Here is a 14,643-nt window from a genome sequence, read left to right on the forward strand (position 1 = left end):
CTTTATCGGAAAACCGCTGCAAACTTTTCCGGATCATGCTCAGCGTGCGCGCCGGACGCGCACGTAGAGTGCGCCCTCGCCGCCATGGCCGATATGCGCTTCCTCGAAGCCGACGACCAGCGAACGGAATTCCGGCAGGCTGAGCCATTCCGGCACCTGGCGGCGCAACACGCCGCGTTCGGAATCCAGTCCCCCGACCTTGCCCTTGCCCGTAATCACGAGCACGAAGGTGAGCCCATCGGAGTGCGCGCGCTGCAGGAAGGCGAACAGCACCCGATGCGCCCGCATCTGCGTCATGCCGTGCAGATCGAGCCGCGCATCGATCTCCTGCCGGCCGCGCGACAGTTTTGTGCGATCGCGGCGGCCGATCGGTGCAAGCGGCGGCATCTGCGGACGCGGCGCCGGCGCGGGCTTGACTGACGTGACTGGCTTGACCGGGATAGGCTTTGCTGGCGCGTGATGGGCGGCGGACTCGGAGGTCGCGGCAGGAGCCTTCGGAGCGGCCGGCTTCTTGCGCAGCGGCTTGACCTGCTTGGCCACGGTCTCCCAGAGCGCACGCTCCTCCTCGCTCAGCGCACGTTTCCGTCGCGACGGAACGGACAGATCGGGGATCGGCGCGGGTCGTTTCATTGCTCGCGGTGATGGCGATAGCGCCTGTAGCGCCGCTTCTCCGGTTGCTGCGGAATGTCGGGCCGGGCGACCGGCAACGGCACCGGTTCTGCCACAGGCGCCGCCTGCGCGACAGGGGTCGACGCCTGAGGCGCTGCGGGCGCGGCATCCCTCGCGGCCGGCTTCTTGGCGACGCTAGTGCCGGCGTCTTTCGCCGTGCTCTTGGCAATACCGGACGTCGGCACATCCGCAGGCTTCGCCGCCGCCTTGTCCTTCAGCGGATCGGTCTGCGGAAACAGCTTTGCGATCCGGGCCGATGGCCGCTCCTCCGGGATCGGCAGCTTGTGGCCGCGCGCGACCGGATCGAGACCCCTCGGCACCAGCATCACGAACTGCATATTGTGCCGCAGCCGGCCCGAGACCTTTCCGGCATCGGCGCCGGCCCCGAAATAGAGATCGGCGCGCGCCGGGCCGACGATCGCAGATCCCGTATCCTGCGCGATCATCAGCCGGTGGAACGGCGTCTTCGACTGTTCCGAGTCGATCGGCAGTTCGCCGGCGATGAAGAACGGCGTGCCGTAGACATGCAGCGCCTTGTCGACCGCGATCGAGCGGCCCGGCGTCAGCGGCACGCCCTGCGCGCCGACAGCCTCGTCCTTGTCGGACAGCGGCACCTCGCGGAAGAACACGTAAGCGCGGTTCTGCCGCCGCACCTCGTTGGCGCCGTCGGGGTTCTGCTCCATCCATTCCCTGATCTTCTGCATCGACATCTGCTCCTTCGGGATGATGCCGCGGTCGATCAGGACGCGTCCGACCGGCGTATAGGGATAGCCATTATGCGCATCGTAATTGATGCGCAGCGTGGTGCCGTCCTCGAGCTTGATCCGCGCCGAGCCCTGGATCTGGGCGAACAACAGATCGGTCTGGCTCTTCAGCCAGCAGATCTCGAGCCCGCGGCCGGCGATCGCGCCGTCCTCGATCTGGGCGCGGTCGTAATAGGGCACGAGCTTGCGCCGGCCGATCTTGCGATACACCGGGCCGCTGTTGGGCAGGCCGACGGAAGCTTGCGTCTTGCCGCGCACGAACAGGTTGGACGGCCGGCGATAGACCGGAACATTGTAGACGTCGGTCTGGGTCCGCGAGCCGTCGAGCACCGGCTCGTAATAACCGGTGACGAAACCGGCCTCCTCACCGAGCCGCGAGATGCGCAGCGGCACGAAATTCTGCTCGAAGAATTCCTTCGCCTTGCCGCCGTCGCTGAGCACGAGCCGCTTGGCGATCCGGCAGGGATCCCGCAGCGAGCTTCCCAGCGCCTTTGAGTCTGCGGGCGCCCCCTGTTGCGCCGCGATCGGCTTGCAGCTGGCACGAAACGCGTTGTAGGCGGCGAGATGATCGTCGTCGTTCCAGCCGGAGACATTGGGCCAGGTCAGCGGCTCATACTGGCTGCCGCTGACCTGCAGCGGCAATTCCAGATTGGGATAGGGTATCGGGTGGGATTGCTCGTGCCGTGGCGCAGCGTGCCGGCTCGTCCTGTAGCGCGCGGCGATCGCCGCCGTGGAGCACAGGACAGCGAGCGCACAGCACGCGATCGCGAGGCGCCCGTAGCTGAGATGTTTAGTGAGCGCTTCCAGTGCCAACCAGCTTCCAGTTCGGATCGCGGGAAGTCGAGTCGCGGGCGAATGTCCAGATGTCGGTGATGTCGGCGACCTTGTCCGGGCTGCCGTCGACGATGGTTCCGGCCTTGTCGCGCGTGACCGAGATCATCTGCGACACGAAGCGGACGGTGAGCTGGATCGAGCGATCGCGCGTCTCCGCGCTGACGATCTCGGCCTTGTCAATCGAGACAAACCGGGTCTCGGTCTTCTGCTCGTGCTTCTCGCGATCCTTGATCGCGGCCTCGAAGCTCTCATAGACCTCGCTCGACAGCAGGTCGCGCAGCGCGCGGCGGTCGCCATTGGCGAAAGCCAGCACGATCATCTCATAGGCCGAGCGGGCGCCTGAGAGGAAATGTCGCGGGTCGAACGAGGAGTCCTGGGCGGCCACCGCGTCGAGACCCTGCGCCAGCGGCGTCCCGGGCTCGGCGATGCCCTTCCAGCGCTCCGTGGGCTCGACCGGCTCGGCTGTTGCGGCCGGGGCCGGCTGATCGATCACCGATCCCGGGATCGGCACGACGTTGTTATCCTGGCCGCGCTGCAGGACGTTAGGTGCTGCACGATCATATGGCGGTCGCTCGCTTCCCGTGCGCTGCCCGAGAACGCTGCGCAGGCGCAGGAAGATAAACACGGCCAGCGCCAGGAAGATGATGGTGTAGATATCCACGTCGAATTCGCTTTCTGGTCTCTGCCGGCAACGGGCCGGGCATCAAAGCGTTCCCGGTCGGGAACGGCAGAGATTACATCGCCGAGTGAGTCCGCAGCATGTAGGCACGAAACTATGCCCGGCCAATGGCGCTTTTTGGCACGGGCAAGTGTAGCGCGTTTTAACCCCGGGGGGAAACCCGTTCCTTCCCGGAAATCGCGCATCTTCAATAATTTAGGAAGCTGTTAAGAGGTTGGGCGGAGTAGCGCTCGCGCGCCGATCGCCAAAGCTTTGGCCGCAGCCGCACCGCCTCGCGCTTGCTCGTCGTCCTTGTGGACCGAGCCGGGCCTATGATAGCCACTCGCCCGGAATCGGCATTCCCAACACCTTAACGCGTGCCGTCGGACATCCTGTCCCGAGCGCCGCTCCAGGAGACATTTTCATGACCAATGGCAACGGCGCGCCCGTCGAACAGGCCGCTCCCCAGCTCAACGTTCTGGCGCAGTACACCAAGGACCTGTCGTTCGAGAACCCGAATGCGCCGGCCTCGCTCGGCCAGCAGCAGCAACAGCCGGCGATCAACATCCAGATCAACGTCTCCGCCAACAACCTGTCGGAGAACGAGTACGAGGTGATCCTCTCGATCGAGGGCAAGGCCGAGACCGCGGGCAAGGTGATGTTCAGCTTCGACCTCGCCTATGCCGGCGTCTTCCGGATCGTGAACGTGCCGAAGGAGAACCTGCACCCGCTGGTCATGATCGAGTGCCCGCGACTGCTGTTCCCGTTCGCGCGCGAGATCGTCGCAACCTCGGTCCGCGACGGCGGCTTCCCGCCCTTGCTGCTCGATCCGGTCGATTTCGTCGGCCTCTACCGCCAGAACATGGAGCGCCAGGCCGCCGCTCAGGCCGCCTCCGGCGTCAAGCCGAGCTGAACCGCAGTTCGAGATAGCGTCACCCGGACCTGTGAGCCGTCATCCTGAGGAGCCTGCGAAGCAGGCGTCTCGAAGGATCGACGGCCACCAGCCGGGCCGATTCATCCTTCGAGACGCCGCTGCGCGGCTCCTCAGGATGACGGGTAAGATTTAAGCCGCCGGGGCTTCGGCAGGCGCCGGCGGCGGCAAATAGTCGTTCCAGATCGGCTTGTCGCCGAGCGTGGCGACGAACGCCCGGTGGGCTTCGCGATCCGCGTCGCTGACCCGCGCCACCAGGGCCGTCTCGCGCTGCCGGCGCGGCGTATCACCATAGCTGCCGGCGCGCGCATCCGATGTTTCGGACGCCAGGATGAGCTGCGACTGCCGCGCCCCGATCAGATCGATATAGACCTCGGCCAGCAGCTCGGCGTCGAGCAAGGCGCCGTGCTTGGTGCGTCTGGAATTGTCGATCTGATAGCGCGAGCAGAGATCATCGAGCCGATTCGACACGCCGGGATGCTTGCGCCGCGCCAGCAGCAGCGTATCGACCAGCCGATCCTTCGGGATCGCCTTCCGCTTGATGCGGTCGAGCTCGGCATTGATGAAGCTGATGTCGAACGAGGCGTTGTGGATCACCAACGGCGTGTCGCCGATGAAGGCCAGGAACTCATCGACCACTTCGGTGAACAGCGGCTTGGACGCCAGGAACTCGGTCGACAGCCCATGGACGTTGAACGCTTCCAACGGCATGTCGCGCTCGGGATTGATGTAGACGTGGTAGGTCAGCCCGGTCGGCATGCGGTTGAAGATCTCGACGCAGCCGATCTCGACCAGCCGGTCGCCGCGCAGCGGATCGAGGCCAGTGGTTTCGGTATCGAGAACGATTTCGCGCATGACGTGAGGGAATCCGGAAGACGGCGAATCAGACGCGCCGCTTCGGCATCTTAACAACCTCGGCCAGAATGTCGCGGATGCGCGCCCGCACCGGATCAAGTCCGTGCGAGGTATCCACTATGAAATCGGCGCGCTTGCGCTTTTCGGCATCCGGCATCTGCTTGGCGATGATGGCGTCGAGTTTCGCCGCATCCATGGTGCCGCGGGCCAGCACGCGTTCGCGCTGCAGTTCCGGCGAGGTGGTGACGACGACGACGGCATCGACACGCTTCTCGCCGCCGGTCTCGAACAGCAGCGGGATGTCGAGAATGACGATCGGATTGCCTGCGGCTTCCGCGTCGGCGAAGAATTTCTGCCGCGATGCGCCGAGCATCGGATGCACGATCTGCTCAAGCTGCTTCATCGCCGCGGGATCGTGAACCACGCGCGCCGACAGCTTGGCGCGATCGACCTTGCCGCCCGTAGTGGTGCCGGGAAACGCGGCCTCTATCGCCGGTGCGGCTTCACCCTCGTAGAGCTGATGCACGGCCGCATCGGCATCGTACACCGGCACGCCGGCCTCCATGAACAATTTGGCCGTGGTGGATTTCCCCATCCCGATCGAGCCGGTCAGTCCAACAATCAACATGTCATCAACATCGGTTCAGTATCTCGTCGCCTCGCCTTCGCATCTCACACCGCGAGCAGCTTCTCGCGGCGCAGGAATGCGAGCAGTGACAATAGCGGCAGGCCGAGGATCGTGAAATGGTCGCCTTCGATCCGCTCGAACAGGTGCACGCCGAGGCCCTCGAGCTGGTAGGCGCCGACGCTGGTCGTCACCGCCTGGCCGGCCTGGTCGAGATAGGCCTCGATTTCGCCGGCGGCGAGCCGCCGCATGGTCATGCGAGCCACGCTGACGTCGTTGAATAAGACTTTCCCGTCACGCGCGACCGCGACGGCGGAATGCAGTTCGTGGGTTTGTCCGGCAAGCAGACCGAGCTGCTCGGCAGCCTGTGCGCGGCCGGCCGGCTTGCTGAACATCCGCTGGCCAAGCGCCAGCGTTTGATCTGCGCCGACCACGTATTGAGCGGGCTTATGCCTGGATATGAACAGCGCCTTCTCGCGCGCCAAAAGCGAAGCGATCTCGCCGGGCGCGGAGAGGCCGGAATTCTTCTGCACCGCGCGCTCGTCGATATCCGCCGGCAGCGCCTCGCAATCGAGGCCGGCGTTTTCCAGCAGCATCCTTCGCGCCCGGCTTTGCGATGCCAGAATGAGTTTCTGTGGTCCGCGCCAGATGCTCATGACGCGGCGATCATTCCGACGGCCGGGCGCGCTGGCGGTCGTTGTAGAGCTTCATGATCGCGGCCGCCGTCTCCTCGATCGAGCGACGCGTCACGTCGAGCAGGGCCCAATTGAACTTCGCGCTGAGGCGCCGGGCAAACGCGACCTCGTCGGCCACCGCCTGCTTGTCGATGTAGGTGTCGTTGTCGCGGTCGCCCATGGTGAGCAGGCGGTTCTGCCGGACCTGGATCAATCGTTCCGGCGTCGCATGCAGGCTGACCACGAGCGGCTTCTTCAAGGTCTCGAGCTGGTGCGGCAAGGGAATGCCAGGCACCAGCGGCACATTCGCAGTCCTGATGCCGCGGTTGGCAAGATAGATCGAGGTCGGCGTCTTCGAGGTCCGGGACACGCCCACCAGGACGATATCGGCGTCCTCGAGGCCTTCGACATGCTGACCGTCGTCATGGATCATCGTGTAGTTCAGCGCGTCGATCCGGCTGAAATATTCCGCGTTCAGCACGTGCTGCGCACCGACGCGACCGGTCGTCGCGGCGCCCAGATACGCCTCGAACAATTGCATCACCGGCCCGATGATCGACAGGCTCGGCACGTTGATTTCCTTGCACTTACCCTCGAGCCGGCCGACCAGGTCCTTCTCCAGCAGCGTGAACAGCACGATGCCGGGCGATTCCTCGATCTCGTCGAGCACCCGGTCGAGCTGCTTCTGGCTGCGCACCAGCGGATAGACATGCTCGACCGCGGTCACGTTGGCGTATTGCGCGGCGACCGCGCGCGCCACTGTTATCAGCGTCTCGCCGGTCGAGTCGGACACCAGATGGAGGTGGAAATAGTTGGAAGTCGTCGGCACCAGAGCCCCTGTCTATCCTGTGAATCCCTGTGGAGGTCGAGGACAAGAATCCGGGTCCGCCGCCCGGCCCGTGAATATCTCATCCCTTTCTTCACAGCACCCCGTGAAAGGATAAGTCGGCATCATGGCCAGGATGATAGTGAACCGATGTGGATTTGTCTCTTCATAAGCTGGCCACAGAGCTGCGCAACCGATTGAGCCGAGCGGCGGATTCCGGATATCCGCCCTCGCCTGCCGGAATGTTGAGGGATGTGAACAAGCCCGCGAAAGCCGCTGGACCGCATTGCATGAGTCAAATTCACCGCCATTAAGACTCAAACCTTAGATTCTAAAATTAATTAGGTTTAGGAGAGCCGTGTGTGCGGATATGTATCCGTCCCTCGCTTGCGGAGCTTTGTCCGCGACGCCGAGGCGGTCCGACTGTTCCCTGCCGAGCTGTTCCCTGAAAGGCATCGCTGCGATGTTGTATGACTGGATCAAGGCGCTGCACATCATTGCCGTCATCTCCTGGATGGCGGGCATGCTCTATCTGCCGCGGCTGTTCGTCTATCATTGCGAGGCCGAGGCCGGCTCGAAGCAATCCGAGACCTTCAAGGTCATGGAGCGCCGACTTTTGAAAGCGATCATCAATCCCGCGATGATCGTGACCTGGCTCGCCGGGCTTTATCTGGTCTGGGCCGGACACTGGTACCTTTCCGGCTGGTTTCACGTCAAATTTACGCTGGTGCTGATCATGTCGGGTATCCACGGCTTTTTGTCTCGCTGCGTGAAGGATTTCGCCGCCGACCGGAATCAGCGAAGCCAGAAATTTTATCGTATTATCAACGAGGTGCCGACAGTTTTGATGATCCTGATCGTCATCATGGTGGTCGTGAAGCCGTTCTAGACTTTGCGATGCCCAAGACGCATGCTTCACTCCTTCTTGCGAAGGACGGATCGATTTTCTATATAGGTTTTATCCCACCCCACGCAGGCGGATGTGGTCGCGTTCCGGTTCTTTTCGGGCCGGCGCCGCATCAGGTTTGAAAGCCCAAACGGCACTTTCCTGGCTGAGACCTGCGGACCTTCCTATGGCGTCCGCTTTTTCCAGAGCCACCTCGCACCCTTCCCTACTTACTTCCTCACAGGACGACCCCGATGCGGGAAATCAAACTCCAGGACCTCAAATCGAAAACGCCGGCCGAGCTCGTCTCGTTCGCGGAAGAGAATGGGGTCGAGAATGCCAGCACCATGCGCAAGCAGGAGCTGATGTTCGCAATTCTCAAGCAGCTCGCGATCGCCGAGACCGACATTATCGGTGAAGGCGTTGTCGAGGTGCTGTCCGACGGCTTCGGCTTTCTTCGTTCGCCCGACGCGAACTATTTGCCGGGCCCCGACGACATCTACGTTTCGCCGTCGCAGATCCGCCGTTTCGGCCTGCGCACCGGCGATACGATCGAAGGCCATATTCGCAGCCCGAAGGAAGGCGAACGCTATTTCGCGCTGCTGAAGGTCAATACACTCAATTTCGAAGATCCGGAAAAGTCGAAGCACAAGGTCAATTTCGACAACCTCACGCCGCTGTTTCCGAATCAGCGTTTCCGCATGGAGCTTGAGGATTCCACCAAGAAAGACCTGTCTGCCCGCGTGATCGATATCGTCGCGCCCATCGGCAAGGGCCAGCGCGCGCTGATCGTGGCGCCGCCGCGCACCGGCAAGACGGTGCTGATGCAGAACATCGCGCACTCGATCACCGCCAATCATCCCGACTGCTATCTGATCGTGCTGCTGATCGACGAGCGTCCGGAAGAAGTCACGGACATGCAGCGCTCGGTGAAGGGTGAGGTGGTGTCGTCGACCTTCGACGAGCCTGCCGTGCGTCACGTCCAGGTTGCCGAGATGGTGATCGAGAAGGCCAAGCGCCTGGTCGAGCACGGCCGCGACGTCGTGATCCTGCTGGATTCGATCACCCGCCTCGGCCGCGCCTACAACACCGTCGTGCCGTCATCCGGCAAGGTGCTGACCGGCGGTGTCGACGCCAACGCGTTGCAGCGCCCGAAGCGCTTCTTCGGTGCCGCGCGTAACATCGAGGAGGGAGGTTCGCTGACCATCATCGCGACCGCGCTGGTCGATACCGGCAGCCGCATGGACGAAGTCATCTTCGAAGAGTTCAAGGGCACCGGTAACTCCGAACTGATCCTCGACCGCAAGGTCTCGGACAAACGGACCTTCCCGGCGATCGACATCGCCCGCTCCGGTACCCGCAAGGAGGAGCTGATCACCGATCCGCAGGTGCTGAAGAAGATGTATGTCCTACGCCGCATCCTCAATCCGATGGGCACCATGGACGCGATCGACTTCCTGCTCGACAAGCTCCGGAACACGAAGAGCAATTCGGAATTCTTCGATTCCATGAACACCTGAGGCCGCGGACAAATAGCGAGGCCGAAACGAATAGGGCGCTCCGCACAAACGGGGCGCCTTTTTCATGCTGCGGATTTGCTGCAGCAAAGTGCAACACGAATTAGGCTGGCGGCGCTCGTGGAATTTTCGTTTAACTTATTGATGTAATTCAGAATTATAATCCTGCGTCATAGGCAGACTCACTCTTTTTTGCAGCAAGATTGCTGCGCGGTTGCTGTATCTGATTATCGACATACTGCACTGCAGCATTGTGCTCAGGTGTGCGAGGTGGAAGGCATTGCCTTTGCCGGTTTGCTTTGGAAGATAGGCGATGCATCCGCGCGATCAGACCATCTTCGCATTGTCCTCCGGACGTCCGCCGAGTGCGATCGCCATTGTCAGGCTGTCTGGCCCAATGGCCGCATCGGTCATTGAAGGACTGGCGGGCAAGATGCCGACGCCGCGGAAGGCGACCCGCGCGTTGCTCCATGATTCAAACCATCAGCCGATCGACGATGCTGTCGTGTTGTGGTTCCCCGGCTCGGCGAGCGCCACCGGCGAAGACGTGGCCGAGTTTCATGTCCATGGCGGACGTGCGGTGCTGTCGGCGATGTTCGACGCCATCGCGGCGTTCGAGAATGTGCGGCCGGCCGAACCGGGCGAGTTCACCCGGCGGGCATTCGAGAACGGCAAGCTCGACCTGACCGAGGCCGAAGGTCTCGACGATCTGATTCACGCCGACACCGACCGCCAGCGGCGCCAGGCGCTGCGCCAGCTGAAGGGGTTACTCGGCGATCGTGCGCGTGACTGGCGCGAGCGGATCATCGCGGCGTCGGCGCTGATCGAGGCCGGCATCGATTTCTCCGATGAAGGCGATGTGCCGGCGGAGCTGATCGCGCCGGCGCTCGAGAAGGTCCGGGCGTTGCACGACGAGATCAAGCAGGTGCTTGCGGGGCAGGGGCAAAGCGAACGGCTGCGCGACGGCCTGGTGGTCGCGATCGCCGGTCCGCCGAATGTCGGCAAATCGACCCTGATCAATCAGCTCGCGAAGCGCGAGGTCGCGATCGTTTCACCGCATGCCGGCACGACCCGCGACGTGATCGAGGTGCAGCTCGATCTCGACGGCTATCCCGTCACGGTGATCGACACCGCCGGGATCCGCGAGACCAGCGATCCTGTGGAGCAGGAGGGTGTCCGCCGCGCTCGGGTTCGTGCCGCCGAAGCCGATCTCGTGCTGTGGCTCGCCGACAGCGGCGGCGCGAAGATTGGGCAGGGTGGCACCACGCCGACCTGGCTGGTGCGAAACAAGATCGACTTGGTCAGGACTCCGGCGGGCGAAGGTGGCAATTATCCCGAATTCCGGATCTCGGCGGCCCGCGGCGACGGCCTCTCCGAACTGATTGCCGCGCTGGTCGGCTTTGCGCACGACTATTTCGCGACCAGCGAGGGCGGCTTGATCAGCCGGACCCGGCAACGCGGATTGCTTGAGGAGACGGTCGAGTCGCTTCGGCGCAGTATCGAGGTGGTCGGGCGGGGCGAGGAGCTGGCGGCGGAGGAACTCCGCAGGGCGGCAATGTCACTCGGCCGTCTGCTCGGCCGGGTCGACGTCGAGGACATCTTGGACGTCATCTTCCGCGAGTTCTGCGTCGGGAAGTGAGCCGACACGCAGCTGTTTCACGTGAAACATGGTTTCGAGCTGTTTAAGGAACTCTCCCGTTTCACGTGAAACAGCCACAGTCCGGCATTGCGAGCGAGAAGAACCGGTCCATATTCGTCTTGAATGGTCGGTCTCCCCTTTAGGCAGACCCTACTTCGTTCTTCCGCCTTTCATCACTCCACGATAGAAGTCCCGCCATGACTTTCAGGGCAGACTCATTCGACGTCATCGTCATCGGCGGCGGCCACGCCGGCTGCGAGGCCGCGAGCGCGTCCGCCCGGATGGGCGCGAACACCGCCCTGGTGACCCATCGTTTTGCGACCATCGGCGCAATGTCCTGCAATCCCGCCATCGGTGGCCTCGGCAAGGGCCATCTGGTCCGCGAAGTCGACGCGCTGGATGGTTTGATGGGCCGGGTCGCCGATGCCGGCGGCATCCAGTTCCGCATGCTCAACCGCCGCAAGGGTCCGGCGGTCCGTGGCCCGCGGGCCCAGGCCGATCGCAAGCTCTATGCGGCGGCAATGCAGGCCGCCATCACTGAGACCGCGAACCTCCGCGTCATTGAGGGCGAGGCGGATGAGTTGATCGTGGTCGATGGCCGCGTGACCGGCATTCGTCTGGGTGACGGCCGTCAGCTAGCTGCCGGTGCGGTTGTGATCACGACCGGCACCTTCCTTCGTGGTTTGATCCATCTGGGCGAGAAGAACTGGCCGGCGGGCCGGGTCGGTGAGGCACCGGCCATGGGCCTGTCCAACTCGTTCGAGCGGGCGGGCTTTGTGCTCGGCCGGCTCAAGACCGGGACGCCGCCGCGCCTGGACGGCAGCACGATCGACTGGTCCGCGGTCGAAATGCAGCCCGGAGACGAGCCTCCGGAGCCGTTTTCGGTCATGACCGACCGGATCACGACCCCGCAGATCCAGTGCGGCATCACCCGGACCACACCGGCCACCCATGAGGTGATCCGGGCCAATGTGCATCGCTCGCCGATGTATTCTGGCCAGATCAAGAGCTCCGGACCCCGCTATTGTCCCTCGATCGAGGACAAGATCGTCCGTTTCGGTGACCGCGACGGCCACCAAATCTTCCTTGAGCCGGAAGGGCTCGACGACACCACGGTCTACCCGAACGGTATCTCGACCTCACTCCCAGAGGAGGTCCAGCTCGCGATCTTGGCCAGTATTCCGGGCCTCGAGCGGGTGAAGATGGTCCGGCCGGGCTATGCGATCGAATATGACCATGTCGATCCCAGGGAGCTGGATCCGACCTTGCAGACCAAGCGTCTGCGCGGGCTTTTCCTGGCCGGTCAGATCAACGGCACCACGGGCTATGAGGAAGCGGCGGGGCAGGGCATCGTCGCCGGGCTCAACGCCGCACTGCTTGCTGGCGATGCCGATCCGATCGTGTTCGACCGCGCTGACGGCTATCTCGGCGTGATGATCGACGACCTCGTGACCCGCGGGATCACCGAGCCCTACCGCATGTTCACCTCGCGCGCCGAGTATCGGCTGACCCTGCGGGCCGACAATGCCGATCAGCGGCTGACCGACAAGGGCATCGCGCTCGGAGGCGTCGGATCGGCCCGCGCGGAGCGCCACCGGATCAAGATGGCGGCACTGGACGCGGCCAAGACCATGGCGAAGTCGCTCGCGATCACGCCGAATGAAGCCGCCAAGCACGGCCTCGCGCTCAATCGCGACGGCCATCGCCGCTCCGCCTTTGAATTGCTGGCTTATCCGGAGATCGAGTGGTCAATGGTCCAGGCGATCTGGCCGGAGCTGTCGGCGATTGACCCCGCAATCGCGGTGCATCTCGAGATCGATGCCAAGTACGACGTCTATCTGAAGCGCCAGACCGCTGATGTCGACGCCTTCCGGCGCGACGAGGGGCTGGTCCTGACCGATGTCGAATATGCCGACGTGCCCGGTCTCTCGAACGAGGCGCGCGCCAAGCTGCAGAAAGCGCAGCCGCGGACGGTCGGGCAGGCGGGCCGGATCGATGGCATGACGCCAGCGGCGCTGGGCATTCTGGCCGCCTATCTGCGGCGCGAGGCGCGGCGAAAATCAGCCAAGGCGAGCGCCTGACGTTTCACGTGAAACGGGCGGCCTCGTCATGGCGAGGAGCGGAAGCGACGAAGCAATCCATCGCTTCCGCGGGTGGCACGATGGATTGCTTCGCTTCGCCCGCAACGGCGAGCTCGACCGGCGTTTCCGAGAATGGCTCCAGCTCCACAATCCGCCGAACTTACCGTCTCCCCTAAGGACAAGGCGGCGGCGCTCTCGCTAACTCCTGTTTCACGTGAAACAGAGGCGCGGCTCGATCGCTACGTCGCGCTCCTCCTGGAATGGCAGGCCAAGACCAATCTCGTTGCGCCTTCGACGCTGCCCAACCTCTGGACCCGCCACATCTCCGATTCGCTGCAGCTCCTGAGCCTCGCGCCGGCGGCAAAGTCCTGGGTCGATCTCGGCAGCGGCGGCGGCTTCCCGGGCGTCGTGCTCGCCTGCACTCTGGCCGAGACGCCGGGCGCATCTATCCATCTGGTTGAACGAATCGCCAAGAAGGCCGCATTCTTGCGCGAGGCGATTCGCGTCACGGCATCTCCCGGGACGGTGCATCTGGCTGACATCGGGGATACTGTGGATAGAATCGCCGGCCCGATCGATTGCGTCACCGCGCGGGCGCTGGCTCCGTTACATCAACTGATCGGCTTTGCCGAGCCGTGGGTCAAAAAGGGCGCCAAGGCGCTGTTTTTGAAGGGTCAAGATGTAGAGGCCGAATTGACCGAGGCCACTAAATATTGGAATATTGAGCCAAAGCTACACTCCAGCCGGACCGGCGGACAAGGCTGGATCGTCGAACTCGGATCAATCGAGCGGCGCTAAAGGGGACTCCGCGAGAGTAAACGGTATTTTGGTATGACTGTGATGGACGAGGTTTATCAAGAAGATAGGACGTCGCAGCCGCCCGGCCAGCCGCGCATCCTGTCGCTCGCCAACCAGAAGGGCGGCGTCGGCAAAACAACCACAGCGATTAATCTTGGTACCGCACTCGCCGCGATCGGCGAGCGCGTCCTGATCGTCGATCTCGATCCGCAGGGCAACGCCTCGACCGGCCTCGGCATCGATCGCCGCAGCCGCAACTGCTCGACCTACGACGTCTTGATCGGCGAAGCGCCACTGCGCGATGCGGTGGTCGCGACCGCGGTGCCGCGGCTGCATATCGCTGCCTCCACCATGGATCTCTCCGGTCTCGAGCTCGAGCTCGGCACCACGCCGGGCCGCGCCTTCCGGCTGCGCGATGCGATCGCCGGGCTGAACAACAACGTCTCGCCCGACTCGGACTACACCTATGTGCTGATCGACTGCCCGCCCTCGCTCAATCTGCTGACCGTGAATGCGATGGCCGCGTCGGACGCGATCCTGGTGCCGCTGCAATGCGAGTTCTTTGCGCTCGAAGGTCTGTCGCAATTGCTGCAGACCGTGGAGCAGGTGCGTTCGACGCTCAATCCGACGCTGTCGATCCACGGCATCGTGCTGACCATGTTCGACTCGCGCAACAACCTCTCCAACCAGGTGGTTGCCGACGTGCGCCAGTTCATGGGCAACAAGGTGTACGACACCATGATCCCGCGCAATGTGCGCATCTCGGAAGCGCCGTCCTACGGCAAGCCGGTCTTGGTCTACGATCTGAAATGCGCCGGCAGCGATGCGTATCTCAAGCTCGCCACGGAAGTGATCCAGCGTGAGCGCGAGCTGCGCGCGCATTGAC

14 protein-coding genes are annotated in these 14,643 nt (G+C 63.4%); 7 read left to right on the plus strand and 7 right to left on the minus strand.

Features of this window, described 5'->3' with window-relative positions; genetic code table 11:
• Window positions 1-39: 39 nt before the first annotated feature.
• Genes ACVW17_RS07790 through ACVW17_RS07800 form a run of 3 tightly spaced genes read right to left on the minus strand, consistent with a single transcriptional unit; the run spans window position 40 to window position 2,928 of the window.
• The gene (locus ACVW17_RS07790) at window positions 40-630 is read right to left on the minus strand and encodes a Smr/MutS family protein (RefSeq protein WP_456796997.1); all 591 of its coding nucleotides are present in this window, start codon (window positions 628-630) and stop codon (window positions 40-42) included.
• A complete protein-coding gene (gene mltA / locus ACVW17_RS07795) occupies window positions 627-2,246 on the minus strand; it encodes a murein transglycosylase A (protein ID WP_456796998.1) in 1,620 nt (539 codons plus the stop codon). The genes ACVW17_RS07790 and mltA overlap by 4 nt, the downstream gene beginning before the upstream one ends.
• Window positions 2,224-2,928: a Tim44/TimA family putative adaptor protein gene (locus ACVW17_RS07800; protein ID WP_456751345.1), complete on the minus strand. Its 705-nt coding sequence runs from the start codon at window positions 2,926-2,928 to the stop codon at window positions 2,224-2,226. Before ACVW17_RS07800 ends, mltA begins: the two co-directional genes overlap by 23 nt.
• 421 nt (window positions 2,929-3,349) lie before the next feature.
• On the opposite strand from ACVW17_RS07800, the gene secB reads away from it, so the two are divergent.
• Window positions 3,350-3,838, plus strand: coding sequence for a protein-export chaperone SecB (gene secB / locus ACVW17_RS07805; protein ID WP_456751346.1), 489 nt, complete (start codon window positions 3,350-3,352; stop codon window positions 3,836-3,838).
• 150 nt (window positions 3,839-3,988) lie between these two features.
• On the opposite strand, the gene dnaQ is transcribed toward secB, so the two are convergent.
• The 4 genes from dnaQ to ACVW17_RS07825 are packed head-to-tail and all read right to left on the minus strand — an operon-like array spanning window position 3,989 to window position 6,839.
• Window positions 3,989-4,711 (minus strand): DNA polymerase III subunit epsilon, encoded by a 723-nt coding sequence (gene dnaQ, locus ACVW17_RS07810; RefSeq protein ID WP_456751347.1) that lies wholly within the window; start codon window positions 4,709-4,711, stop codon window positions 3,989-3,991.
• A gap of 28 nt (window positions 4,712-4,739) precedes the next feature.
• Window positions 4,740-5,339, minus strand: coding sequence for a dephospho-CoA kinase (gene coaE, locus ACVW17_RS07815; RefSeq protein ID WP_456751348.1), 600 nt, complete (start codon window positions 5,337-5,339; stop codon window positions 4,740-4,742).
• 44 nt (window positions 5,340-5,383) lie between these two features.
• Window positions 5,384-5,992, minus strand: a complete 609-nt coding sequence (locus ACVW17_RS07820) for a Maf family protein (RefSeq protein WP_456751349.1) — start codon at window positions 5,990-5,992, stop codon at window positions 5,384-5,386.
• 10 nt (window positions 5,993-6,002) lie between these two features.
• On the minus strand, window positions 6,003-6,839 hold the full coding sequence (locus tag ACVW17_RS07825) for a pyruvate, water dikinase regulatory protein (RefSeq protein WP_456751350.1): 837 nt from the start codon (window positions 6,837-6,839) through the stop codon (window positions 6,003-6,005).
• A 463-nt stretch (window positions 6,840-7,302) separates the two neighbouring features.
• Here ACVW17_RS07825 and hemJ point away from each other — a divergent pair, with 463 nt between their 5' ends.
• From hemJ to ACVW17_RS07855, 6 genes are all read left to right on the plus strand, one after another.
• A complete protein-coding gene (hemJ, locus tag ACVW17_RS07830) occupies window positions 7,303-7,725 on the plus strand; it encodes a protoporphyrinogen oxidase HemJ (RefSeq protein ID WP_456756368.1) in 423 nt (140 codons plus the stop codon).
• Between the two features lie 251 nt (window positions 7,726-7,976).
• A complete protein-coding gene (gene rho, locus ACVW17_RS07835; RefSeq protein WP_021078151.1) occupies window positions 7,977-9,242 on the plus strand; it encodes a transcription termination factor Rho in 1,266 nt (421 codons plus the stop codon).
• Window positions 9,243-9,552: 310 nt separating this feature from the next.
• Complete coding sequence (mnmE, locus tag ACVW17_RS07840; protein WP_456751351.1) at window positions 9,553-10,878, plus strand: tRNA uridine-5-carboxymethylaminomethyl(34) synthesis GTPase MnmE; 1,326 nt, start codon at window positions 9,553-9,555, stop codon at window positions 10,876-10,878.
• 197 nt (window positions 10,879-11,075) lie between these two features.
• Window positions 11,076-12,959 carry a tRNA uridine-5-carboxymethylaminomethyl(34) synthesis enzyme MnmG gene (gene mnmG, locus ACVW17_RS07845; protein WP_456751352.1) on the plus strand — a complete coding sequence of 628 codons (1,884 nt, stop codon included), beginning with the start codon at window positions 11,076-11,078 and terminating at the stop codon, window positions 12,957-12,959.
• Window positions 12,960-13,091: 132 nt separating this feature from the next.
• Window positions 13,092-13,757, plus strand: a complete 666-nt coding sequence (gene rsmG, locus ACVW17_RS07850; protein ID WP_456751353.1) for a 16S rRNA (guanine(527)-N(7))-methyltransferase RsmG — start codon at window positions 13,092-13,094, stop codon at window positions 13,755-13,757.
• A gap of 33 nt (window positions 13,758-13,790) precedes the next feature.
• Complete coding sequence (locus ACVW17_RS07855; protein WP_456751354.1) at window positions 13,791-14,642, plus strand: ParA family protein; 852 nt, start codon at window positions 13,791-13,793, stop codon at window positions 14,640-14,642.
• Window position 14,643 lies beyond the last annotated feature (1 nt).

Source organism: Bradyrhizobium sp. USDA 4473 (genome assembly GCF_054063335.1).